Origin of the sequence: Methanobrevibacter thaueri, assembly GCF_015062905.1 — an archaeon.
GTDB classification, from domain to species: domain Archaea; phylum Methanobacteriota; class Methanobacteria; order Methanobacteriales; family Methanobacteriaceae; genus Methanocatella; species Methanocatella thaueri_A.
In genome coordinates this window covers 1-24,790 of sequence record NZ_SUTK01000005.1, presented here as the reverse complement: position 1 = coordinate 24,790, position 24,790 = coordinate 1, and the positions used below count along the sequence as shown (strand labels likewise).

Sequence of the window (24,790 nt, the reverse complement as noted above, 5' to 3'; positions counted from 1 at the left end):
TAAAGTTTCATTATAAATATAGTTATGTATTGCAAAAAAATTAAAAAAAATGAATAAAAGGATAGTGAAATTAAATATGGGATCCATATTTAATTTCTGAGAGTAGTTATATGTTTTCATCTAAAATAGATAATAATTGGTGTTTGGGTTGAGGAGAGTTAAACACCAATTCGTGTTTTTCGGGAAATTTTTGGCAGAAGATTTCCCTGCATCAAATTAGAGAAATTGTGAAAAACTAATTTGACAGATTTTTTTATATTTTGGAGATTGTATTATTATCGACTGATAATATGTTTTGTCAAGTGAATATTTAGGCGTGCCCAAATATATGTCACTTGTATAAAAGTAGGTCATCATAGTATATAAAGGTTTTGGTAATTTTTAGGTAAACCTAAATTTTTTTACACCATGAATCTGAAAAATTAACATGTGTTATATAACAGTAGTGCCACATGATATATAAATATTTTGATTAACCAAAAAATTTAAAATACAGTCAAGCTGGTGGAAAAACCGCCTACAATTTTCTATTTTTTCACAGGTAAACCAAGTATACAAACACCATCAACCTCCCAAGTGAAAATATTTATATATTATAATTTTCATATTAGAATTAAAAACCGACTAATAGTCGAAAAATGATTGACGATAACAAGAGGTCAACCATGATATAAAAAACAACCGATGGTTTATTTTGGAGGAAATTATGAAAAAAGGAGAAAAAAGGAAAAAAGAGCTGTTAAAAATAGCCTATGATATGTTCATCACACAGGGATACGAGAATACCAGCGTTGACGAAATCATAGAAAAGGCTCAGATTGCCAAAGGCACATACTACTACCATTTCCAAAGCAAAGAGCAGATGCTCGAAGAGGTCATAGACATGATGATCGCCAGCGAGACCGAAATGGCAGAGCAGGTTATCGGGATGGACATTCCCGTACCGCAAAAAATAGTCATGATAATTACATCAGTAAAACCTACCGAAGCGGAACAACCCATAAAGAACGCTCTTTTCCAGCCGGATAACGTGTTAATGCACCATAAAGTCAGAAAAAAATTGATCAACGTCATTACTCCAATCCTATCCGAAGTCATAAAAGAGGGAGTGAATGAAGGCATCTTTGAATGCGATAATATACCCGAGCGCGTTAAGATGCTTCTTATCCTCAGCGACGGTACCTTTAATGAAGGCACATTCAGCGAACAGGACATTTCCGTCTTTATAGACATGACCGAAAAGCTTCTCGGAGCAGAAAAGGGAACAATGGGTTTCATTTATGACCTGATTGACAAAAGTGATATGGAGGCAGCCGAGTGAGCAATACTGCACAGTACAAATACAAACCGGTCCTGTTTTTCGCTCTGGCATACCTTTTTACCTGGATATTCTGGATTCCTGCAATCTTTTTGCCGGAAAGCATCAGTCCAATGCTCATGCTGATAGGACTTATGGCTCCGGCCATCGTGTCTACAGTTTTCATTATGGCGTCAGGGTCAGATGCGCTTAAGCAGGACTTCAGGAATAAGATGGTCGGCTTTTACAAGGTAAAATGGCTGAATGTGGTTTGGGCCGTGATTGTATTTGCGATTGTAATAGCCTGCTCCATTTTGCTGTCGCTGCCCTTAGGACAGTCAATTAACCAGTTTTCATTTACTGAAAACTTCTCTTTCACCGGTGTTGGAATAGCCGGGGCATTCATTACCATTACGATTGCTTCTATAATTGAAGAGGTGGGATGGAAAGGATACTGTGAGGATTCAATCGGCAACTATATGAACTGGTTCTGGGAATCCATGATTTTTGGAGTGCTGTGGTCTTTCTGGCATTTTCCTTTAATCTTTATTCAAGGAACCTATCAGGCGGGACTTATGGTGAATCCCCTTTTTGTGATTAACTTTTTTGTCAGCGGAATCCCTATGGGATTTGTCATTACTTGGGTCTATCTTGAAAGCGACCGTTCGATATTGGCTTGCATGATATTCCATTTCTTCGTCAATTTCATGCAGGAAAAAATAGCTTTAACTCCCGAGACAAAGTGCCTGGAGACAATAGTGATAACATTGGTTACTGTCATCATAGTCATGGCCAAAAAGGATATGTTCTTTGAAACCCGCCATGTCGGAAGATTGCTTGAATACAGCACCGGCCAGCATTAAAGCAATCAATGACTGCAATAAGTACCAAAAAAGTAAAAATAACAATCAAGTAACTCGCTTCGGCTAGTTACTTTCTTTTTTAATTTTAAATAAAAATAAATGGGAAAAAATCAATTAATTCTTCCCACTACAGAGAATCAGTTTTACATTAATCTTCCGACACCAGTAATCTCGATACTGGCTACGCCGTCAATAGCAGAAACCATTTCTTCAACAGGTTCAGATCCGCCTTCACCGTCTTCAGTGATGAAATTTAAGATGATTGCAACTAAACCGAATGCAATTGGTTCTTCTGAAATTTCGTGGATTCTTGCGCCTTCTGGCATTGAACTTTCGATAGTTGATTTGATAGCTTCTAAGTCTACTTCCGGACTGTCTGGCATGATTTTCATAGTAGTTAATACTTCACCCATTCTAATTCCTCCTTTTATATTTATGGTCCTTCAAAACCACATTCACATTTGTAACCGTGACCGAATGTACGGCATTTTTCACATCTTGCTATTTTTGCTCCACAAATTGGGCATTCGAATTCAACGAATGTTCCAGTTAATGGAATTTCTTGTTTACATGAAATACATTCAACTTTTTTCATTCTATTCACCTATTATTTGTGTGTAATCGAAGTTATAATCATTTATATTATCGTCTATTAAAGACCTTACCCTTTCTGGGAACTTCCCATTCACAACATAACAATCAGACCCATACCTCAATAAAAGAGTCGGCAGCATTGCATCAATCGATGACTCTTGAAAAGTTAGTAATGTTGTTGCATCGATTTTACTTATGAATGTCGAACCCGGCTCCTTCGGCTCTTGGGTATATATACCATTTACATCTGTTACTATAAAAAGGTTCGCATTTAACAGGTTTGCAACATATGCCGCAATCGAGTCCGAGGTCACATCCCAGCTGCACTCGAAGGGGTCTTCAGCTTTCAAAAATCCGGAAACGACAAAAATCGGAGTGAATCCTTCATCTGATATTTTACGTGCCTCATCAATCGTATACGCCAATCTTGAGGAATCGACCTTATCGTTTACAAGTTTTGCAATGATTTCCATGCAATCGATAGCTGTCCAATGGTTTGCCTCGTCGCTGAACTTCATTTCAGAGTCGTATCTGCGAATCAGATTCGCAAACTCGCCTCCGCCCAAAATTATAAGGGAATCTGTGTTTTCGAGCTGCTTTGCCAGTTCCACTGCATATTCCGGGAACAGGCTTCCCCCTATTTTTACGACATGTTTTATGCTCATGATTTCTACCACATTTAATTAAAAGTAGCTTCGATTAAACGACACCTTGCCTAAAGAAGTTTCAAATCCCCTGTCACTTCATCAAGGATTTCATCCTCATCAGGCCCGAGCGCCAAAACGGTAACGCTTGATGTAGGTATCTGTGTCCTTCCGGCATCAACCACAAGATAATTGGCGATGCCCTTCTGATCTGCAATTTTTTTAAGTTCAGTCAGCTCCTCTAAGGTCTGAACCTTTAAAACCACCTTTGCATAGGCCTCATTTTCCCATTTCCTGATTTTATCGGCTGGTGATTTCTTATATGCTCCAATGGCTCCGTGACAACATTGGGCTGCGATTTTTCCCTTGCGCATCTTTAAATCCGTTCTTACAATCATGACCTGTTTCATAATATCACTGAAAATAAATTGGAATAAAAAAAGTAAATGAATAAATTTAATTCCTGATTATACATATTTTTTAAAAAAAGAAATATATAAATTTGATTGAAAAAAAATTATAAAAAACTAGAAGATTCTAGTTTTTTACTCGAATTTGAAATATACCCATGCAATAGCTGCAACAACAATAAATACACCAATGATCAATGCTATAATCAATACATTATCGCCCATGTTGTTCTCTTGAACCGGGGTGATATTTGTATGATTTGCAGTGTGGTTAGTCACATTCTGAACGGTATGGTTATTTGTTGTGTTTACCGGATTGGTTGAAGCAGCATCCCCGCTGGAAGCGCTTGAGTAAGTGGATGTTGGCTGGTCATATGAATAACTGTAACTTTGACCGTCACCGGAATCCGCATTGCTGTCTGTAGCCTCATTGGAATTGGCATTTGAATTAGCATTAGAATCCGTTTGTGTATCAGTACTGCTCGGAGCATCCTGACTACTGGATGAACTATCCGCAGGCGCATCTGAAGATTCACTAGGAGTATCAGATGAAGAAGAACTGTCGGATGATGAATCTGAACTGTCAGAACCGGAGTCAGTTGCATCTTCTGCAAAAACAGCCCCACAAGCGGAGATTATTAAAACAAATACTAAAAGTAAACTTAATATTTTACCGATTTTCATTTAATCACCGAAATTAACTCTATAATTTAACTTTTGAATTTATTATTTAAAACTTTTTTTATATTCGTGTCAAAATTGATGATAATTTGCAATGAACCGGAAGAATCGATGATGAAACTCTTGCTTCACCAAATTTTGCAATAGTTTAATTAAATAGTATCAACATAACTATTAATGATTATATTTTTAAGGAGATTATAATGAGTCGTATATCAATTTTAGACAAAGACAGATGTCAACCTAAAAAATGCGATTATCTTTGTATACACTACTGTCCGGGCGTCAGAATGGACGAGGACACCATAGTTGTAGACGAAGAGACAAAAAAGCCGTTGATATCTGAAGAATTATGTGAAGGGTGCGGAATATGTACAAACCGATGCCCATTTGATGCTATTTCAATTATAAACTTGCCTGAAGCGGCAGGAGAACCTATCCACAGATTCGGACAAAACCAGTTTGAGCTTTTCGGACTTCCGAATCTTGAGGCAGGAACAGTCCTTGGACTTCTCGGTCCGAACGGAATCGGTAAGTCCACAATCATGAACATCCTCTCAGGAAGCCTTATTCCTAACTTCGGAGACTTTGAAAACACTCCTGAAAACTGGGATGCCGTGATTGAGTTTTACAGGGGATCATCCCTGCAGAAATACTTCCAGGACCTGTCCGAAGGCAACATCAAGACCATCCTGAAGCCTCAGATGGTGGACAAGCTTCCGAAAGTTGTAAAAGGCAAGGTGAAAGACCTTTTAAGCAATGTGAATGAGCGCGACAAGCTTGAATACGTTACAAAGGAACTGCAGCTTGAAAACGTTCTGGACCGTAAGATGGAAAACCTGAGTGGAGGAGAGCTTCAGAGGGTTGCCATAGCCGCAACAGTCCTGAGGGAAGGGGATTTCTACTACTTCGACGAACCGACCTCCTGGCTTGACGTGTCACAAAGGCTGAATGCGGTCAAGGTAATCAGGTCACTTGCCGAAGAGGGCAAAAGCGTGCTCGTCATTGAACACGACCTCGCCACCCTGGACGCACTGTCCGACAATATCCATATTCTATACGGACAGCCTGGAGGATATGGTGTAGTTTCAGGAAGAAAAGGAGTTCGTTTAGGTATAAATGCATACATCAACGGATTCTTGGCTGAAGAGAATGTCAGAATCAGAAGAAATCCAATCGAGTTTACAATCAGGCCACCGACACCTGAAGACGAAGGGGATGCGCTTGCAAGCTATTCCGACCTGTCAAAGGAGTATGACGGATTCAGCCTGAGTGCAGACGGCGGCGAAATATTCTATGATGAAATCGTCACAGCATTCGGGTCAAACGGTATAGGTAAGACCACATTTGCCAAAATGCTTGCAGGAGTTGAAGAGCCTACATCCGGTGAAGTCGATGAAGAGGTTACAATAGCATACAAACCGCAATATATCGTTTCAAACTTCGAAGGAACCGTCAGTGACTTTTTATACATGAACGCACCTAGTTACGGATCCAAAATCTTTGAAAGCGAAATCATGAAACCTTTGACATTGGATGAAATGCTGGACAAGCCGGTTAAAGGATTGAGTGGTGGGGAGCTTCAAAGGCTGGCAATAGCCGCAACACTATCCAAAGATGCCGAAATCTATCTTTTCGACGAACCTACAGCATTCCTGGATGTCGAGCAAAGGCTGATAGCTGCAAGAGTCATCCGTAAGATGATTGAAAGCAGAAATGCCGCATCATTAATCGTTGACCACGATATCGTGTTCATAGACTACATTTCCGACAGGGCAATGGTGTTTGACGGAACCCCTGGTCTCAACGGTCATGCCTCAAAGCCGACCGATTTGAGAAATGCAATGAACGAGTTTTTAGGAAACCTCAACATTACATTCAGAAGAGACAAGGAAACCAAAAGGCCAAGGGTGAACAAGCTCGACAGTTACAAAGACCGTGAGCAAAAAGAAAAAGGAGAATATTACTACTTATCTGATTAAATCTCCAATCCATCACCATTAATTAAAAAAAAGAGTTATTAAAGCAGAGGAGAGAAACTTTAATAACTGAAAATAATCCATTAACAATAATCGAATCAATTAATGGATACAAATGACTTAACGAAGATAATTAAAACATGTTAACTATCTTTCTAAGATTATTGACCGAAACAATAATCTTAGAAGGATAATTAAGATAGAGAGTAAATAGCCCTAACGGCTATTTACATAGTTATATGACCTAATTTATAATTGAGGTATGGACATATAAGAATTATCAATTGAGGTAGTTTGATAATTCTATACTATACTAATTAGTAATAACCATATAAATGTTATTAAAGTATTACTCCTTTAATTAAGCTTTAAATCGTAAAATATGAATAACATTATTTTTAATTTAGCAAATCAATAATATTAACCTTGATTATTCTAAACAAATGTTTCTACACCCTTAGTTTAAAAAAGATAATAACTCTAGAAATCATGAAAATTATATTAAATTAAAAAAACAATAAAACAAAACGCTTCAATTATTAAAAATTTGATTAAAATCAACTATTTAATTCAACCAAGACATTATTTTAGTTTATATGACTAAAACTTTACCAAAATAGTGAAATAAAAAATGTAATACTTTTTATAAAAATAATACTACTACAAATAATATTTTATTATGAAAAAGTAATAAATATTTAAAAAAAATAGCTATTAAAGACGAGAGGAGAATATTGCTTTAATAGCTATTGTAGACAGTGAAAGAAACCCATATGCAAATATACAAATCTCTTTTTAATTATTAATTATCCTACGTTGATGGAGAAAATAAGCAATATCGATTGGTTATGCCAGCAACCAATACCGCTCGGCTAATGATGAATTATCAACATAAAGACAATTAATCGAAAAACAGCCAAAATATTCGCTATTTTAACTATTTTTCTAACATTAGTGAGGAACCCACTAATCTTAGAAAGACAGTTAAATCATGAAAGTAAATAGCAAAAAGCTATTTACAATCATAAATATGGCTTGACTATATTTGACCCTATTCCAATTCTAATGGCCCTAATTTTGTGAGAGTTTTATGAAATTCCTCCATTGTTCTTTGGAATTTTTCACCTTCAGACGCTGAAATCCATTCATGGCGGAACCTTTCCTTTTCTATTCCGAATTCCTCAAGAATGTCCTCAACAATTTTTGATCTTCTGGACCATTTGTAGTTACCTGCATCATAATGGCAGTCACCAATATGACATCCTCCTACAAACACTCCGTCAGCACCTTCCTGAAATGCTTTAAAAATCATTGAAGGATTGATTCTTCCGGAACACATTACACGAATGATTCTGATGTTTGGTGAGTATTGCATACGAGCAGTTCCTGCGGTATCGGCACCACCATAACAACACCAGTTACATAATAAACCTACAATTTTTAAATCATCAGACATCAAATCACCTCATAATTCTGTTTTTTCTGGACTGTATAATGGAGGTTTGATGTCATCTGAAACTCCAGCTACATAACCAGTTCTATTATAGTATTTTTTCTGCAATTTATCGAAGATTAATGAAACAGGAATGTCCATTGGACATACGTCATCACATTGGCCACAGTCCACACAGCTGAAGCTCATGTGGGACAATCTTACACCCTGGAAAGCAATTGGGACAGGTGGAATGTTGGCTTCATCCTTGAAGTAAGGCTTGTTCAGTTCGCAGTTTTCAAAGCACCAGCAGATCGGACAAACGTCACGGCATGCATAGCAGCTAATGCAGCGGCTCCATTCTGTCATTTCACTGACTGTAGGATATGTTGCATCCTGATTCTTTTTGGCCATCTTAATCATGATGTTCTCAACCTTTGACCTTCCCTCAACAGCAGCATCGGAAGGAGATTTGGTTTCAAGAATTCCTGCCTTTTTAGCGCCGTCTATTAATTCCTGACCCTTCTCGTCATTGATTTCGATGAATGTCCATCCGTCTTCTGCACCCCAGTTTCCACAGGCAATATTGGCTTTTCTTGGGATTTTCACATCACATCTTTGGCAGTTGCTACGGCGTCCATATCCCTCATTTTCGAGGTCGTGGATTTTAACAGCCTCTTCTGATCCGTCAGCAAGTTCGATGATGAACTGACCCTTATCAATTTCCTCACTTACGACATCATCAGGGTCTGCTTCATAGAACAAATCAATCATTTCCCTACCGCTGACCGGTGAAACTGTTCCTCCACAGTTCAAACCAATCATGTAGATGTTGTCCCTATTAATCTTATGCCTTGTGATAAGCTCTTCAACTGCTCTCATATCACATGGCTTGACTGTAAATGCGACTTTCTTATCAATGAAATATTTTTGAACAATGTCCCCTATCATTGTTGGAGCACAATGGTAAGACCCTGCAGTTTTCAACAAGTCCTCTGAATCGGTGACGAAAACAGGGAACGCATCATAAACATCATCATGAGGGCTTAACGCCAAGACTCCATCAACCAATCCTTCATCAAGCAGATATTTGAGAATACTGGTTACAGCACCTCCGCATTCACCTGCTTCAAGAATTTCATTATTTTGAGATTTTGCTAAAACATAACTCATATTATCCCCTCTATTTGTTTAACTCCTCGATAACTTCGACGATACCAGGATTATCGGATTCAACTACTGAAGTGAAATTTTGCTCTTCACCCATCGCATTGACAAAAGATCCGTCTTGTTCCAGCCATGATTTAACCGGAATGACTATGTCCGCAATTTTTGTAGTGTCGTTCTCACAGCATGCCAAAGTGATGATTTTGGATATTCTTGTAAAGTCATAATCAAAGTCGTCAACAACATCATCATTGAAAACCAATAATAATTTAGTGTTATCAAACAATTCCACCATTTCATCAGTGGATTTTGAATCAATGATAGTTAAAGCGCCTTTTGTATTAGGCTTGCTGAAGACCGGCAAAACTTTACAGCTCAATGATTCCAGTTTATCCAGATCCCCTGCCGCATCCACATAGTTGAATACGACAACTGAAGATTCATCCATTTCACCGGCAAACTTGTCTAAAAATTCCTGAACGGAGGAAGTGGATGTTTCATCTGCAATGTTGAAAGTGACTGCATTTTCATTTTTGCTCAAAGCGTATATTTTTGCGTCATTTTGCTTTGCATGAACGATTCTTCTTCCAATCAATGGATTTTCATAGAGCAAATCACCGATTACAAATACCTTGCCTGCGCCTGCAAGCTCATCATAGGAAGCAACATCATCAAAATTTTTCAAGTCATCAGCATAAAATCCAACATTAAAACCATTGGATTCAGCGAATTCTTTAATCGCTTCAATCTCTTCAACGGTATCATTACCGGAACAAATCACAGATACATCTGATGCGTTACAAGATTTAATTTCATTTAAAGCATCTGCAATTGCTTTATCAGAATCTACGTCTTTAAATTTGCTATTATAGCAATCAATAGAATTTCTTCCATTTAAACAGTTTTTACCAGCATTGACTGGATGCCTTTTATATGGAAATGTTCCAACAATTTCTTCACCATCTAAAATCACATTAATACCACAACCAACACTACATGAAGGGCATAACGTGTGTTTAATTTCAAACATAATACATCACCAAATCTTTAAAAAGCAGCATTCAGATTTACTGCAGATTCAACATCATCTTTCAATAGCTCATAATTAGACTGCCTGGTTAATGAGATCATGTTCATCAACATGGTACAGGCATGATGGAAAACAATTTGAGAACATTCCTGTTGGAGAAACTCTTCAAAAATGTCTAACCGGATTAATCCCTCAACTTTAAAATTCAAATTCAGATATTCGGAGGATCTTAAAACAATATTGTAGTTTACATCTCTTTGGTCGGTGTTTGTATACTCAACTGACCAGTCAATGTCCAAATTCAAATTCGCATTATTGAGATTGCGGTTTTCTCTAATCATTGCTATTTTTTCTACAGTAATTTCCACACTACTCTCTCCAATTATTATTAAATTAATCGCCAAATTATTCAAATTAACAAATTAATTAAAATAATCTATATAATACTGAATAGTAATAACCATATAAATGTTATTAAAGTATTACTGATTGGATTGAACGATTTAAGCAAAACTAAAATAATTAAATGGTTAAAAAGATAAATAAAGAATAATTCAATTTATACTATCTTAAAAAAGTGTTTTCATTGCTTTTTGAAAAAAAGATAATAAAATGAAAAATCGTTTAAATCTTCTAAAAATAGAAAATAAATGAGAACAAGATTTTTTTCGAAGCACGACAAACGAATTAAAATGCTTTTTTGAAAATAGCTAATTAAAATAAATTAAAAAGGAAAAATATAATTGAAAGTGTAAAGATAAAAAAAGTAATACTTTTTATAAAAATAATACTACTTGATAGCATAATAGTTTATAAAAAATTATTACTAAACTATAGTCAATGCATCCGGAACTTTTTTCAGAATGTTTTCCTTGACCGGAATCATTGTTGATGAGGCAATTGAAAAGTCTGCACTGTCTGCTGCAGCCTTATCATCCTTCTCGGCAATGATTGTAGCATCCAAAGCACTTTGAAGATTATTCACAGTATTTTTCAATACCCAATCGTCAACATCAGATATTATGATTTCATCAACATACCTGTCCAGCTCGTTTGCAATAACCCATGAAATGAACCTTCCGCCATGTAATGCAATGGTATTTCCACGGGCCAATTCGACAATGTCCCCCAAAGTATGTTTCAGTTCGATATTCTGATACATCCTTGAGTTGACCAAAGTCGCCCAGTGAGCGTCGCCAACATGATAAGAACCGATTTTTCTAGGATATACATATTCAGGACCTGCAATCTTGACAGCTGTTGCCAATGACAGCAGATCATGCTTTTGGACCGGAAGGCCACGGTTCGGAAATTCCTCATTGATAATCTGTATGATTCTTGGAAGTCCGAACTTTCCGCGCCTGGCGGTTCCAGGCTCATATCCGCACATATATCCATGATGATTTTTAGGAAATCCTGTAATAACCATGTTCAATCCTGTTCTCAAACCTGCCCTGACCTCATGCTCATAGGCCCCGTTGGTGGCCACAACCTTTCCCGGAGACAATATCCTTGCAGCCGCAATTGTTTTTGCAAATGCCTCTGTTGTGTTTTCGCATCTGTTGAAAGGACCTCCCTCAACAACAATGACATCCGCACCGATTTCAATGGATTTTTCAAATCCGGTTATGACCTCATCATAGCCGTCGCCAACAAACATGATTGATTCAAGGCCTCTACCATATTTTTTAGCCAATTGTGCAATGTCTTCGGCTTCCCTCAATGGAGCTGCATGGCCGTCGCCTGTCTGCTCACAAGTGACATTTACCGCAACGGATGATGACAGTTTAACCCATTCCTCCTTATCATCCTTCTGTTCCAGTTCCTTATCAATCAGGCGCTCGTGAATCCTACCCCGAGGACATTCAGTGAATGCTGGACCCTTATTGTAACATTCACCTCCGCAACCGCTAATGTTTTTTGGAAGCCTCATGGCGCCGTTTTCACCGAAATGATCCAAATCGAGGGGAACATCAACAATCTCGTGGACTCTTTTCATCACCTCAAGTCCGGTCATTCCGAATTTTTCCCCTATGTCTGAAAATGCATATGCGCAGATATGAATTGGAGCGCCTATCATATCTGACAAACGGCAGTTGCCCAACAAATCATTTATCTCCAAATCAGAGGCGCATGTTCCGGCAACGACTTCAGTCAGGTCACAGCCCAAAGGAAATCTTTTAAATTGCATTCCCAATTTCATTGTCTCTTCGAGGGAAAGTTCTGAAATCGCATCAACGACAGAGGTCACATCCTTGTCCATTTTCGAAATTTGAATTGCGGCATCATCATCATGAACCGCTCTTTTTATTAAGTCATACATGAAACTTTACTCCAAAATTATATTTATCTAATATATTTTTCAGTGAAATCATCAATAAATAAGTTTCGATTTAGGCAAACCTAAAATTAATTTACAATACTTTATTAATAAAATAAGAAGTATTACTAAACTTAATTAAAATAAAAAAATAGTAATACTAGTATTACAAATAACTAAAAAAGAATAGAAAAAATAATACTGAAAAAAGAGTAATAACAAGTTTTAAATAGTACGATAATTTAAATAATATTTATTACTGCATGGAATAAAACTACCATAATTTTTATTACTCTTTGAGTTCTTCTCATAGAGTCTCCATGCAGTAAAACTTTTGAAATAGTTTCGGCTATTATGAAAGTTCAATAAATTAAGGAGACAGAAAAATGGTACTTTCTAAATTAAAAGAAAAATTTGGAAACCATGATAACAAAGGAGACAAAAAAATGAAAGTAGCAATTTTAGGTGCAGGATGTTACAGAACACACGCTGCAAGTGGAATTACCAACTTCTCAAGAGCTTGTGAAGTTGCAGAAGCAACCGGAAAAGAAAACATTTCAATGACCCACTCAACAATCGAAATGGGTGCAGAATTATTAGAATTAGCTGGCGTAGATGAAGTAGTCGTATCCGACCCAATTTTTGACGGAGACTTTGTAGTAGTAGATGACTTTGATTACGCAGAAGTAATTGAAGCACACAAAGCAGGAAATCCGGAAGAAGTAATGCCTGCTATCAGAGCAAAAGTAAACGAATTAGCTGAAACCGTACCAAAACCAGCTAAAGGTGCTATTCACTTTACTCACCCTGAAGACTTAGGTATGAAATGTATTAACGATGATTCCGAAGCTGTAGCAGACGCTGACTGGGTTATGACCTGGTTACCAGAAGGTGGTATGCAACCTGACATCATCAAAAACTTCGCTGATGACATTAAAGACGGTGCAATCGTAACCCACGCATGTACCATCCCAACTCCTGGATTAAACAAAATCTTCGAAGACTTAGGTAAAAACGTAAACGTAGCTTCCTACCACCCAGGTGCTGTACCTGAAATGAAAGGACAAGTTTACATTGCTGAAGGTTTCGCTGACCAAGCTGCAATCGACACTTTAGTAGACCTAGGTCAAAAAGCAAGAGGATCCGCATTTACCTTACCTGCAAACATGGTTGGTCCAGTATGTGACATGTGTTCAGCAGTTACCGCTATTACCTACGCAGGTCTTTTAGCATACAGAGACACAGTTACTCAAATTTTAGGTGCACCAGCTGGATTTGCACAAATGATGGCTAACGAAGCTTTAACTAACGTAACCGCATTAATGCAAAACGAAGGTATCGACAAAATGGACGATGCACTAAACCCTGCTGCATTATTAGGTACCGCTGACTCCATGAACTTCGGTTCATTAGCAGAAATCGTACCTACCATACTCGATTACTTAGGAAAAGACGAATAAACACAATAAGTTTAATTGTTGGTTAAACCCAACAATTTTTAACTTATTTTTTAATCGTTGAGAAATTAGCTATTAAAAAATAAGTTGAAGCAATTTCAATAAAAAAAAATATTAGAGATAGATGGTTATATGATTGATGAAATTTTAATAAAAGCAAGACAAGGAAAAGAATTAAGCGATGAGGAATTTTTAGAATTGTTAGATATCGAGGACAATGACGATTTGGAAAAATTGTTCAAGATAGCATGCGACATAAGAGACAGTCAATCAAAAGTAATCAAGCTAACCTCTACAGTACACCTTACAAACAAATGCCAAATTCAACCTAGATGCGAATATTGCGGATTTGCAGAAGAAACATCAGAAAAAGGATATTTCAATGCATTCTACAAATCCAATGATGAAATATTAACTGCTGTTAAATCTATAGAAGAGGCCCATATCCCCCGTGTAAGCTGCTCCGGAGGATATGGATATAAAGGAAAGCAGGCCGTTAATGCATGCAAAATCGTAAAGGAAAACTCAAACTTGGAAATTCTTGTCAATGTGGGCGGAGACCTGACCGAAAAATCAGTGCAGGATTTGGCAGATTTGGGTGCAGACACAATATGCTGCAATCTAGAAACCATAAACGAGGACGTGTTCTATCAAAGAAAACCTGGAGATTCCCTGGATCAAAGGATACTTACCTGCAAAAGGGTGAGCGATGCAGGTGTTGGATTATCTTCAGGACTGCTTTTAGGGCTTGGAGAAAGCAAGGAAGACAGGATAAAGCACCTGCGTTACCTGTCCAACTTCAAGACACTGGAAGAGATTCCGATAATGGGATTCAATCCATATGAAGGAACCCCTATGGCAGACTGGCCACCATTCCCATTGAAAGAGCAGCTGAAGATGGTTGCGATTACACGCATAATGTATCCTTCAATCACAATCACCATGCCAACTCCAACAGTCGGCCCTGAAAACGTCGAATTTTCACTTAAGGCGGGAGCGAACAACTTGGCAACAGTCATAGCTGACAATTACCCTCACGAAGTCAAGGGCGTCGGCTCTCCTGATTACGGCAATTACACAGAAGTTGTCAATGTTATTGAAAAATTGGACTTGGTGCCTCAAACCATTTAATCTCTTTTTTTAGGATATGATAATATGGCATTTGAAAGAATGATTAAAAATGCATTTGAAGAGTCCAGAAACGACTGCAGATTCGGAGACACCATTGAAGAAATCAGAGAGATTCAGGATTATATCAGAAATGCTGAAAAAATTTACATACCAAACAAGAACGGCATAAAAGTGGAAGTGCTGAATCAAGTATTAGGCGAATATGGCCTACCTTCCGCAGAAATACTTAATATCAATACCAATACTGCAGACACCAGCAGGATTCCCGCTCTTGCAAAGGCCTATATGGCACTTGACCAAAGCGATGCAGATTTGATAATAGCAAGAGGGCGATTGGGAATTCCAGGATCAGGCTCCCTTTTAATTTTAATTGACAACAAGGGAAGAATATTGACTGCAGGAACTTCACCTTCACATATAATTCATAAAAAAACAATTGAAGAGGCCGTTTACAGTGAGGCATGTGAAGCTCTTGAAAAGATTGGTTTCGAGAAGGTTGAACAATGAACGTCGATACAGGAATTACTTCAGAAGTATTCACAATCAAATCCGAAACTAAACTGATTGATATCTTCAACAGGATTATAGACAAAAAGTCAAAGGCGGTTTTTGACTATATTGAAAGCTTGAATTTTAATGAAAACAAAAGGATAATCGTTATCGGAACTTATTTCACCGGAGTCGGAATCGTCAAAAGATTGAGTGAAAAATACAAAAACATATTATTGATTGACATTTATCCCCATCTTGAAGAGCTGCTTCACACTGATTTGGGTGGCGGCCCTATAAATAATGTTGATTTCTCAACCGATTTGAATTTGATCTATTCAGGGGATGTCGTAATAGACACAACAGGATTCGGAGGAATCAATGTTGAGCAGTCATCAAAATTTGATGTTGACACATTCATAATAGAAGACCCTGTAGCTGAAGACAATGATGAGCTTTTGGCTGAAAAAAATAATATTCATGAAAGATTAGATGTCGTTAAAGCTAAGGATAAGGCAATTATAAAAACAAAAGGCATCAATACAAAAACTTCCGGAACGATGACGTTGACAATTGGTGCTTTAACCAATTTATTAAATAGTTTTATTGAAAAGGAAGGTGTTCTTTATTGCGCCTGTGAAATGGGATTCTATGAAGAAGTCATTTTCAAAGAAATGAACATTGAGAAATTCATTGAACTGACTAGCGTTAATGCCTTCAAGGTCTCAACAATCAAACCTTTCGATTTGGATGAGCTGATTGCAGAAGAGATAAGCAAAATCACCTCGGAAATGATTTAAATGAAACTTAATGACATTATTGAATTTTTGGATGAAAAAATCCCCCCATCATTGGCTCTGGACCATGATGAAGTCGGATTTAAAGGGAATTACGATTTAACACAAGAGATTAATTCAATAAAGATTTATATGGACCTGCTACCCGAAGATGACTTGAATTACGAAAATACTTTAATAATAACACATCATCCGCCATTGTTTGTGCCTAAAACACCAACATATATCATACATTCAAATTGGGACATAATCGATGGCGGAGCAAATGATGCGCTGGCAAAAGCATTGAACCTGGAAGTTGCAGGCCGTTTTGATGATGAAACCGGTATCGGAAGAGTCTGCAAAACAGAGGAGAAATTCATTGGATTGAAAAGAGAGATTTTAGATAACTTCAGCAATGTTAGAATTGTGAATAGCTTAGATGATGATAAAACAATCAAAAATATTGGAATAATTTCAGGCTTTGGATTAAAAAATCCTGAATATATTTTACTGGCTAAAAAAAAGAATTTGGACGTATTGATATCCGGAGACCTGACACAGGAAACTGCCATTCTGGCAATGAATTTGGGAATTACATTGATTGACCTGAATCACCATGAAAGTGAAATACCCGGATTATATGCCCTTGGAGATGTTTTAAAAGAACTCAAGATAAACGTAGGAATTGTTGACAAAAAACCGATACAGGTGATGAAATGACAGATGAAATTAAAAAAATGGAAGACCTACAGGTCCCTAAAGGAAGAATCGATTTGATTGGCTGTGGAAGATTGGGTTTGAGAATTGCAATAAACCTGATGCAGGTTCACAGGGGAGGACCAAAGACAATAGCTGCATTTGACGGCCAGAAAATTGATGGAGGCGATGTGATTTTTACACTTCTTGGAGCGGAAGTCGGGCAAAACAAGCCGGATTTCATAAAACAGCTCTGCACCCATAATGAAGAATTCAGAAATATCATAAGCTATCCCGAATACATTGATGATGACAATCTTGATTTGGTCGAAGGAGACGTGGTGATTATTGTAATTGCCGGAGGAAACACAATCCCGACAGCGGCCAAGATAATAAAGCATGCCCACAAAAAAGGCGCCAAGACAATCGGAACTGCAGGAATATTCGGCTTCGGAAATGAGAATATTGAAATAAAGGACATTTCAGAATATGACGAATCAAATCCTGCCGTTGAGGAGTTGAGAAAGCAGGGCATAACAGAAAACCACTTGATTTTGACCACCAACAAACTGATTAGGGACAATGAACCGGTGACACCATATACACTTGATGAAGTGGCAAAAGTCATTACAATCAATGCATTGAAACTGTTGAGAGATCAAAATGATTAGGATAGCGACTGCAGAATGTTTCACCCAGGGAAAAATCGGAAGGGAACTTCATGCGATAGCCCAAGGCTATGAGGGCAATTTCGGAAGGAAATACGTGAAAAATCTTGAAAGTTATGGTGATTTCGATTATAATGAGCTCAGCGTAACCTGCAGCCTATTCATCCCAACGATTGAAGCGGTTGTGAAGATTTTGAATGTTGATAATCCTCCAAAACCGAATAAGCTAATCAAAGGAATTAAGGTTTATGATGAAAAAGGAGACATTGAAGTCAGCAAAATCATGGCCCGTGCCGTTAAAGACCTTACTGACTGTGACATTGCAATAGGAACTACAGCGGGCATTGGCTGTGGAGGAATTTGCATAATCACTGATGAATATGAAATTTCAACTACAACCGACGTCTACGCTGACCTGTGTGAAAACAACAGTGAAGACCTATTCCAAAGGTCACAGAACGGAATCAGAAAAACATTGGAAATCATTCTGCTGCTTTTAAACGATAAATTTGATGAAATTGAAAAGCAAGAAAATATTGAATTAAATATTCTCTAATTCTTTCAGAATATATCTTTTCAATATTTCAACAGCCTTTTCACCGTCTTCATCAAGACGGACCGCATCCAATGGATTTAAATCGTAAGCTTTGACAATTGCATCTGCTGCAATATTTTTAACGGATTTTACATTCTTTTCATTCAGGATTACTGAAGCGCAGTCGTCGCCGCAGCCTGTAATTGTAACAATCTTTGCATCATCCAATATAGGTGAGCAGTTGTTTGGCTGTGCTGAATACTCGGTAATGCAAGCCGCAACAATATTGTCGTTTTCCAAGGCCAGTTCGACACTGGCAGCCCTTACAACTAAACCTAATGGAGATAATCCACTGCATGATACCAATGCTATTTTATCACTCATTTTTTCATCCTCGAATATCTTTTTTTGACTTTTTCATAACCTCTTTTGTAAAACGGACAGAAATTGATGCATACGCTGCACCCTTCACGATGGGCAGTGCATAATTTCCTTAAAAACTTCCCCTCATCATCAAATGCCTTTTCAGGGCATCTGTCAATGCATACTCCACATGTTGAGCAGTAGTCTCGAACCCATTCCAGCTCATTTTCAGTTTTAAACGGCAGGTTTTCAATTGATGTTTCAATCATGAAAAATCCAAGGTTCAAACCTTCCTTAAAGAGACACATGTTGCTTCTTGTGATTACTGCATCATTTGACTGAAGGGCAATCGCTCTTAGACTCACACGGTCATCCAGGGGATTGATCAAATCTGCCTTAAAGCCGTTTTCCCTCAGGATGTCTGCAAGCGCAAATGCCTTTGCACCCACTTCCTGGAATTCCTCATCCATCAATATGCACTTTTCCCTTGAGGGCTCCATCCTCAAGATCTCTTCAGACATGGGATATTTCAGTATGATGATGTTGTCCCAGTCGATTTCCCATTCGCTCTTGAACTCGTCGCCCAGCTTGGCATAGCTCAAACCTGCAAATCTTGAGGCAACGGCAATGTCTGTAAATTCCTTTAAAAAATCGTCAGTAATGGTGGTTTGGGGATGGTGAGGGTTTTCAATTTCATAAAAATTTGGAATAGGTTGATGATATCTGAATCTCATGCGAACCTATTTTGTCCTTAAAGCCTCAACGGCCTTAGGGAACTCTTCACAGAATACCTTTATTTCCTCTGTCGGAATTGAGAAACTGATACGCAGGTATCTGTCTCCAAACTCTTCGGAAGTGTATTCCCCTTCTCTTGTAAAGAGTTTCTTATCAACCAGATAATTTGACATGACCTTCGGATCAATTCCTGCTCCTGATAAGTCAATGACCATCATGTTTGCCTGTGAAGGGTAAACCGGCAGGAACACGCCCTCAATTGGGTCAATCATTTCTTTTATCAACCTTTGGTTTTCAAAACATGTCTCTCTCATGCTTTCAAACCATTTAGGTTTTGATTTGAGACCTGCAATTGCACCGTATTGTGAGATTATATTCACACCCAAATCGTTGACAACCGCATTCTTTATGGAATCTATGATTGGTTTTGAGGAAATCACTCCTCCGATTCTCAATCCTGCCATTCCAAATATTTTTGAAAAACTGTAAATTGTCAATGTTTGGCCTGGAGCATAATCCTCCATGTTGAAGTGCTCTTGGGCAAAGTCCTTATAGGTTACGTCATGCAATAAGTATAAATCGTTTTCCTTTGCGATTTCGGCGAATTCCTTCAATTCGTCTTCATTGTATCCTGAACCTAATGGGTTTAACGGGTCAATCAATATTACCATACGAGTATTCTCATCCATGTTCTTCCTTAAAAGTTCAGGAGTCAATTTGTAATCGTTTTCCTCATAATAGATTGGAACGTATCTTGCTTCATCTGCAAAACGGTTAGCAAAGTCTCCGATGATGAAATAACCCGGATCAGATAAAATCACATTATCTTCTGGCTCCAATAGGGCTTGCATAACCAGATATAATGATTCTGTTGCGCCGGATGTCAATAATACTTCCAAATCCTTTAATCCTAAATCATCTAAAATCAATTGTTTAAGTTCGCTGAATCCTTCTGGGGCAGGATATTTACAATAATTCTTTTCCTTAATGGCTTCAATCATCGCATCGGCTATTGTATCATCATGTAAATGGTTGGTGTTCTGGCCCATCCAAATCATGTCATTGTCCATATACATATCTTCAAAAAAGTCGTTAGCACATTCATATCCTTCTGGAGGTACTCTTTCGGTTTTTTGAAATTTCTTCCTTGGGTTTTTAATATCGAAATCCTTTTCCCTCATAGTTATCACTCAAACAATTCCAAAATAAATATATATTTTTAATTGTTAATAAAATTAACCTACTCAATACCGGTTGAGGTGATTGAAAAAGTAACCTGCCTTCCTTCGGGAAGACTTCTGTGGCGCATTAAGGTAGCAATTCTCTGGTCAATCTCGCTTCCGCGCTCCAATCTGATGATGACCTTGCTGATGTAGGCTATGATATCCCCGCCGACTGCCTTGACCTCACTGTTTCCCTCATCATCAAATGCATTGTAGATCTGATTTGTGATGATTACCGCAATGTCATACCTGCGGGCGATGTTGGACAAAAGCTGAATCTGCTTTCTGAGCTCCTTGCTCAGCTTATAGGACTTCATGTCGTCCACCCTGTAAAGCGCAACGGCTGAATCCAGCACAATCAGGTCAACCTCCTCATGGTGCTTTCGAAGCCACACGTCGATTGACCTCAGATTCTCGGTCTGCTGCAGAAAATCAGTCGGTTCGAAAACCATTATGTTATTGGCCACATCTGAAAAATAAGGTCCTGAAATCTGCTTGATTCTGTCGATTGATATTCCGCCTTCGGTGTCAATGTAGATTACTTTCCTGCCGGTCTTTGCAACATTTACGGTCAGCATCAATGCAACATTGCTTTTTCCCGAACTTGGAGAACCGAATATCTGGGTTATGCATCCCTTCTCAAAGCCCCCCTCGAGCAGATTATCGAGTGATGAGTTTGACGGGATTTTATGATTGTCTTCAAAATTGGCCAATACCTTCATGATAAAATATTGATTCTTATATGTTATAAAAATTTTTAATCGATATCAAATATTGGTTAATGAGGTTAAAGCATTAAAATAACAGTGCAAATCAGTTATTCTGATTTTATTTGAAATTTTAGCCGTTATTTAATCCATAGTGACCAAACAGTTACCTTACCTTTATATATAACCTCATACAATGCCAATAGTACAAAATCATAAGAGGTGAATAATATTGAAAAAACCCCTGATTACAATCATAATGATAATATTCGCAATCACAACCTGCCTGAATTTCGTATCGGCAGAAAACGAGACAAATATCTTAAGAAGCAGCGAATCTGAGGAAGAAGTCCGTGCAAGCGAGGACGGCCATGTCAACATCAGCTTTGAAAACGGCTATAACGGTTACTGCATAAACTATGGAGAGCATGAAGCCGCCGCAGGCCAGGAGTATAGTGTACAGGATACAACATATGCCACAAACAAGAATTCAGGAGAAAGCGTCGGCAACTACTTAAAGGTCTACTTTGTGGACTATTATGAAGACGCCATGAGAGACGAGATTGTCACACAGCATACAATATGGCACTTTACCGATGATTTCAACGGATGGAGAATAGATCCGATTTTGATTGAAAACATCAAAACAACAGCATCAACAAAAACAATACCCGATAATGGAGCCGTAAGGCAAATCAACAATACAACTGAAGCGGTGTTTGATTTCCAGGTGTTGAGTTCAGACAAATCAGACCACCAGAACTTCTTTGCTTATAAGATAACCTACAGAGACATTGTAAAAGACATAATTGACAATGCAACCAGTTCAAACAGCACAGCAAGTGAAAATCAAAATATTACTAACGCTACTGAAAACACTACCTCCACTGAGAAACATGAAAATAATGCCAGTTCCATTGAAAACACTACATCAAAAGAAGAACAAAAAAATATTGCCGAACCTACAGAAGGCAGCGGCAAAACAGCAGCAGACAATACCCAAAAAGTTTCAAAAGAGAATAATTCCAAATCAATAAGCCTGTCAAAACAGGTTACCGGAAAAAGAACAATTGGAGTAATCCTGCTATTGATTGTGCTTGTAACAATAGCCACAATAAACGTCAGAAGAGATTAATCCCTAATCTCTTATTATTTTTGGCTTGAAACCGGTCAAATCGATGATTGATGATGCGCTTTTGGATTTTAGCTCACCCACATCAATCACCAGGTCCACTTCGCAGTCAAGCTGCTCCAGGATTTCTGTCGGACGTGACATCATTTCGTCATCTGAGAGATTGGCGCTTGTTGTGGTTATCGGGAAAATTCCGGCCAGCCTGCAGGCGATTTCACAGTCCGGAACCCTGACACCCACATTGCTCAAACCGCCGGTGACTGATCTTGGCACGATTTTCCTTTTTTTTAAAATGAATGTGTATGGTCCGGGAAGGTGTTCACTGATTGTTTTCTTTTGAGACAGTGACGCCTTTGCGACCAGGTCTATTGCGCCAACATCACTTACAAGTATCGAAAGGGGCTTCAGATAGCTTCTATGCTTGATATCGAAGACTCGTCTAACGGCGTTGTTATCAAAAATATTGGCGCCCAGCCCATAGACTGTGTCTGTTGGATACAGCACCACTCCACCGTCTGCAAGGACATTTATTGCCTGAGATATGACGTCCCCATCAACTTCATCAATACTTGTTTTTAATACTTTCATTCATCTTTATATTGTATAAAATCTTTATATATAATTATGCTTCAAAGTTTAAGACCATTATTGACAAGAATACTGAACCCGCTAGCCCGAAATCTGAACATAAATCCAAATATCGTAACGGTAATCTCTCCATTCGTTGCAGTTCTTGCGGCATATGGATTTGCAAATCACAATCTGATTTTAGGATGCATAGCAATACTGTTTTCAGGATTTCTTGATGTTGTCGACGGTGCGGTTGCAAGATACCATGACAGGGCATCCCCCTTCGGCGCATTCCTTGACTCAACAATGGACAGGTTTGCGGATGCGATAATCTATATCGGAATCATATTTGGAGGATACTGCGACTGGTTTGTCGGAGTTCTGGCAATACATTCAGCGATAACAGTCAGCTATGTCCGCGCAAGGGCGGAATCACAGGGTGCGGAGTGCAACATTGGAATTGCTGAAAGGGCAGTCAGGATGATTATACTGATGGTCGGAGCAATAATCGGCTACTTTGCAGGCGACATCTACTTTACATACATCATTTACTTGTTAGTAGTATTATCCTACTTTACTGTAGCACAGAGAATCGTTTACGTTTGGAGGCAATTGAAATGACTGAACTGGAAAGCCCGGAAAAGATAGCAAAGGACATTGCAAAACTTGAAAGGAACCTTAATCAGGTGGCCCACATTGAGTTTGTCGGAAAGGAGAAGGAAGTCTATGACAGGGCAATTGACTACTGGAACGATTCCAAATATTACCTTGAAAAAGAGGACATGAGGACCGCATTCGGCTGTATCGAGTACAGTCACGGTTTGCTTGATGCCTTACGGATGATTCATGGAATCATCTGATTTCACTATTTTTCATGAAAAAAATAAATTAATTAAATTTAAAACTGAAATAACTCCTACAAAGAGTTTTCAAAAAAATTTAAAATAAAAAAAAATAGCAAATTAATGTCATTGTAGAGAAAAAAAATCTCCACAATATCCCATAGACATTAACTATATACATTTGCTCTCAATAGAGATTTACTTAATAGTATTCTCTTGATTATTTACATTGTTTGTTTGAATATATAAGCTTAACTAATATGAAGAGGTAACTAAATAGTGGCCATCTCAGGAGAAAAGGCCTCATGAAACATCAGTTTCCAGACCATCATTGACTTGTTGATATTTAATTACCTCAATGTGAGATGAAAAATTGAGTTATTATCTTCCTTCTTTCAAAAGAAGCAATAATGTCATGATATCAAAACAATATGTTCCTATAAAGAAGATAATTAACTCCACTATTCTCACCTCCTTTTGAGAGCACGGAAAGAACACCAAAACAGTTATGGGACGAAACCGCATGATTGATAAATAAACATGATAAAAAAAATATTTTCATGATTATCTACCTCCTTCCAAATGTATCTTAAATTGAGGCCTTTTCAAGAAATAATATATAAATTACAATCTATTTAAAGCTTGTTGAAGCCACTCCGTAAAATTGTACTCATTAAAACATAATATATAAATTTTTTGTTGAGAATTTTAAAAAATAAAATATCTCCTATTAAAATTAAAAATTTGATACATGAACTATTTCTAAAAAAAATATGGTTATTGGAAACATGGAATATCTTAAAAAAAAAGAAAGTAAAAGTTGATGTCTAAACATCAATTTTACTGTTGATCAAAGAGTCATCACCTGCAGATATTATCTCACCATCCAAAACTTCGATAACTCTGTCTGCAAGTTTAGCCACATCCATATCATGAGTTACAATAATCAATGTTACATTCTTCTCTTCGTGCAAATCGATTAGTTGCTTAAGGATTTTGCTACTTGTCTTTGAATCCAGTGATCCTGTTGGTTCATCCGCCAATAT

The 24,790-nt window shown here is 37.8% G+C and carries 28 protein-coding genes and 1 pseudogene; 13 read left to right on the top strand and 16 right to left on the bottom strand.

Features of this window, described 5'->3' with window-relative positions:
• The first annotated feature begins 706 nt into the window (after positions 1–706).
• Both E7Z79_RS01950 and E7Z79_RS01945 read left to right on the top strand, forming a co-directional pair.
• Complete coding sequence (locus tag E7Z79_RS01950) at positions 707–1,321, top strand: TetR/AcrR family transcriptional regulator (protein WP_303738300.1); 615 nt, start codon at positions 707–709, stop codon at positions 1,319–1,321.
• Positions 1,318–2,160 (top strand): CPBP family intramembrane glutamic endopeptidase, encoded by an 843-nt coding sequence (locus E7Z79_RS01945; protein ID WP_303738299.1) that lies wholly within the window; start codon positions 1,318–1,320, stop codon positions 2,158–2,160. The genes E7Z79_RS01950 and E7Z79_RS01945 overlap by 4 nt, the downstream gene beginning before the upstream one ends.
• 143 nt (positions 2,161–2,303) lie before the next feature.
• Here the strand turns inward: E7Z79_RS01945 and E7Z79_RS01940 are convergent, their stop codons facing one another.
• From E7Z79_RS01940 to E7Z79_RS01920, 5 genes are all read right to left on the bottom strand, one after another.
• Positions 2,304–2,573 carry an elongation factor 1-beta gene (locus E7Z79_RS01940; RefSeq protein WP_303738298.1) on the bottom strand — a complete coding sequence of 90 codons (270 nt, stop codon included), beginning with the start codon at positions 2,571–2,573 and terminating at the stop codon, positions 2,304–2,306.
• Positions 2,574–2,593: 20 nt separating this feature from the next.
• Positions 2,594–2,755: a zinc finger domain-containing protein gene (locus E7Z79_RS01935; RefSeq protein ID WP_303738297.1), complete on the bottom strand. Its 162-nt coding sequence runs from the start codon at positions 2,753–2,755 to the stop codon at positions 2,594–2,596.
• 1 nt (position 2,756) lies between these two features.
• The gene (locus E7Z79_RS01930) at positions 2,757–3,419 is read right to left on the bottom strand and encodes a delta 1-pyrroline-5-carboxylate synthetase (protein WP_303738296.1); all 663 of its coding nucleotides are present in this window, start codon (positions 3,417–3,419) and stop codon (positions 2,757–2,759) included.
• 50 nt (positions 3,420–3,469) lie between these two features.
• Positions 3,470–3,808 (bottom strand): aminoacyl-tRNA hydrolase, encoded by a 339-nt coding sequence (pth2, locus tag E7Z79_RS01925; protein WP_303738295.1) that lies wholly within the window; start codon positions 3,806–3,808, stop codon positions 3,470–3,472.
• Between the two features lie 135 nt (positions 3,809–3,943).
• Positions 3,944–4,492, bottom strand: coding sequence for a hypothetical protein (locus tag E7Z79_RS01920; protein ID WP_303738293.1), 549 nt, complete (start codon positions 4,490–4,492; stop codon positions 3,944–3,946).
• Positions 4,493–4,692: 200 nt separating this feature from the next.
• Here E7Z79_RS01920 and E7Z79_RS01915 point away from each other — a divergent pair, with 200 nt between their 5' ends.
• Positions 4,693–6,471 (top strand): ribosome biogenesis/translation initiation ATPase RLI, encoded by a 1,779-nt coding sequence (locus E7Z79_RS01915; RefSeq protein ID WP_303738292.1) that lies wholly within the window; start codon positions 4,693–4,695, stop codon positions 6,469–6,471.
• Between the two features lie 1,048 nt (positions 6,472–7,519).
• Here the strand turns inward: E7Z79_RS01915 and E7Z79_RS01910 are convergent.
• The 5 genes from E7Z79_RS01910 to hmdC form a co-directional block, all read right to left on the bottom strand.
• Positions 7,520–7,924 (bottom strand): hydrogenase iron-sulfur subunit, encoded by a 405-nt coding sequence (locus E7Z79_RS01910; RefSeq protein WP_292602974.1) that lies wholly within the window; start codon positions 7,922–7,924, stop codon positions 7,520–7,522.
• Between the two features lie 9 nt (positions 7,925–7,933).
• Positions 7,934–9,073, bottom strand: coding sequence for a Coenzyme F420 hydrogenase/dehydrogenase, beta subunit C-terminal domain (locus E7Z79_RS01905; protein WP_303738291.1), 1,140 nt, complete (start codon positions 9,071–9,073; stop codon positions 7,934–7,936).
• 10 nt (positions 9,074–9,083) lie between these two features.
• Positions 9,084–10,097: a molybdopterin-dependent oxidoreductase gene (locus E7Z79_RS01900; RefSeq protein WP_303738290.1), complete on the bottom strand. Its 1,014-nt coding sequence runs from the start codon at positions 10,095–10,097 to the stop codon at positions 9,084–9,086.
• Positions 10,098–10,114: 17 nt separating this feature from the next.
• Positions 10,115–10,465 (bottom strand): pilus assembly protein, encoded by a 351-nt coding sequence (locus tag E7Z79_RS01895; RefSeq protein WP_303738289.1) that lies wholly within the window; start codon positions 10,463–10,465, stop codon positions 10,115–10,117.
• Between the two features lie 458 nt (positions 10,466–10,923).
• Positions 10,924–12,420, bottom strand: a complete 1,497-nt coding sequence (hmdC, locus tag E7Z79_RS01890) for a 5,10-methenyltetrahydromethanopterin hydrogenase cofactor biosynthesis protein HmdC (protein ID WP_303738288.1) — start codon at positions 12,418–12,420, stop codon at positions 10,924–10,926.
• A gap of 443 nt (positions 12,421–12,863) precedes the next feature.
• Between hmdC and hmd the strand changes: the two genes are divergently transcribed.
• The 7 genes from hmd to E7Z79_RS01855 all read left to right on the top strand — a co-directional run bounded on the left by hmd (position 12,864) and on the right by E7Z79_RS01855 (position 18,193).
• Positions 12,864–13,877: a 5,10-methenyltetrahydromethanopterin hydrogenase gene (gene hmd, locus E7Z79_RS01885; protein ID WP_303738339.1), complete on the top strand. Its 1,014-nt coding sequence runs from the start codon at positions 12,864–12,866 to the stop codon at positions 13,875–13,877.
• A gap of 129 nt (positions 13,878–14,006) precedes the next feature.
• Entirely contained in the window at positions 14,007–15,005 is a 999-nt protein-coding gene (hmdB, locus tag E7Z79_RS01880) for a 5,10-methenyltetrahydromethanopterin hydrogenase cofactor biosynthesis protein HmdB (protein WP_303738287.1), read from the top strand.
• Positions 15,006–15,029: 24 nt separating this feature from the next.
• The gene (locus tag E7Z79_RS01875) at positions 15,030–15,512 is read left to right on the top strand and encodes a DUF3236 domain-containing protein (protein WP_303738286.1); all 483 of its coding nucleotides are present in this window, start codon (positions 15,030–15,032) and stop codon (positions 15,510–15,512) included.
• Positions 15,509–16,294, top strand: a complete 786-nt coding sequence (locus tag E7Z79_RS01870; protein ID WP_303738285.1) for an SAM-dependent methyltransferase HcgC family protein — start codon at positions 15,509–15,511, stop codon at positions 16,292–16,294. The genes E7Z79_RS01875 and E7Z79_RS01870 overlap by 4 nt, the downstream gene beginning before the upstream one ends.
• Positions 16,295–16,993, top strand: a complete 699-nt coding sequence (locus E7Z79_RS01865; RefSeq protein ID WP_303738284.1) for a Nif3-like dinuclear metal center hexameric protein — start codon at positions 16,295–16,297, stop codon at positions 16,991–16,993.
• On the top strand, positions 16,990–17,640 hold the full coding sequence (locus E7Z79_RS01860) for a hypothetical protein (protein WP_303738283.1): 651 nt from the start codon (positions 16,990–16,992) through the stop codon (positions 17,638–17,640). Before E7Z79_RS01865 ends, E7Z79_RS01860 begins: the two co-directional genes overlap by 4 nt.
• Positions 17,633–18,193: a FeGP cofactor biosynthesis protein HcgF family protein gene (locus E7Z79_RS01855; RefSeq protein ID WP_303738282.1), complete on the top strand. Its 561-nt coding sequence runs from the start codon at positions 17,633–17,635 to the stop codon at positions 18,191–18,193. Before E7Z79_RS01860 ends, E7Z79_RS01855 begins: the two co-directional genes overlap by 8 nt.
• Here E7Z79_RS01855 and E7Z79_RS01850 read toward each other — a convergent pair.
• The 4 genes from E7Z79_RS01850 to radB are packed head-to-tail and all read right to left on the bottom strand — an operon-like array spanning position 18,179 to position 21,215.
• Positions 18,179–18,556: a putative zinc-binding protein gene (locus E7Z79_RS01850; protein WP_303738281.1), complete on the bottom strand. Its 378-nt coding sequence runs from the start codon at positions 18,554–18,556 to the stop codon at positions 18,179–18,181. The genes E7Z79_RS01855 and E7Z79_RS01850 overlap by 15 nt on opposite strands.
• Complete coding sequence (locus tag E7Z79_RS01845; protein ID WP_303738280.1) at positions 18,553–19,269, bottom strand: ferredoxin; 717 nt, start codon at positions 19,267–19,269, stop codon at positions 18,553–18,555. Before E7Z79_RS01845 ends, E7Z79_RS01850 begins: the two co-directional genes overlap by 4 nt.
• Positions 19,270–19,275: 6 nt before the next feature.
• On the bottom strand, positions 19,276–20,451 hold the full coding sequence (locus E7Z79_RS01840) for a pyridoxal phosphate-dependent aminotransferase (protein ID WP_303738279.1): 1,176 nt from the start codon (positions 20,449–20,451) through the stop codon (positions 19,276–19,278).
• 59 nt (positions 20,452–20,510) lie between these two features.
• A complete protein-coding gene (radB, locus tag E7Z79_RS01835) occupies positions 20,511–21,215 on the bottom strand; it encodes a DNA repair and recombination protein RadB (RefSeq protein ID WP_303738278.1) in 705 nt (234 codons plus the stop codon).
• A gap of 217 nt (positions 21,216–21,432) precedes the next feature.
• Here radB and E7Z79_RS01830 point away from each other — a divergent pair, with 217 nt between their 5' ends.
• On the top strand, positions 21,433–22,335 hold the full coding sequence (locus tag E7Z79_RS01830; protein ID WP_303738277.1) for a hypothetical protein: 903 nt from the start codon (positions 21,433–21,435) through the stop codon (positions 22,333–22,335).
• Positions 22,336–22,338: 3 nt separating this feature from the next.
• On the opposite strand, the gene E7Z79_RS01825 is transcribed toward E7Z79_RS01830, so the two are convergent.
• Positions 22,339–22,920: an L-threonylcarbamoyladenylate synthase gene (locus E7Z79_RS01825; protein ID WP_303738276.1), complete on the bottom strand. Its 582-nt coding sequence runs from the start codon at positions 22,918–22,920 to the stop codon at positions 22,339–22,341.
• A 36-nt stretch (positions 22,921–22,956) separates the two neighbouring features.
• On the opposite strand from E7Z79_RS01825, the gene pgsA reads away from it, so the two are divergent.
• Both pgsA and E7Z79_RS01815 read left to right on the top strand, forming a co-directional pair.
• Positions 22,957–23,523: an archaetidylinositol phosphate synthase gene (gene pgsA / locus E7Z79_RS01820; protein ID WP_303738275.1), complete on the top strand. Its 567-nt coding sequence runs from the start codon at positions 22,957–22,959 to the stop codon at positions 23,521–23,523.
• Entirely contained in the window at positions 23,520–23,762 is a 243-nt protein-coding gene (locus E7Z79_RS01815; RefSeq protein ID WP_116592543.1) for a DUF357 domain-containing protein, read from the top strand. The genes pgsA and E7Z79_RS01815 overlap by 4 nt, the downstream gene beginning before the upstream one ends.
• A gap of 809 nt (positions 23,763–24,571) precedes the next feature.
• On the opposite strand, the pseudogene E7Z79_RS01810 reads toward E7Z79_RS01815, so the two are convergent.
• Positions 24,572–24,790: pseudogene (locus E7Z79_RS01810) on the bottom strand (lipoprotein-releasing system ATP-binding protein LolD); the annotation flags it as partial.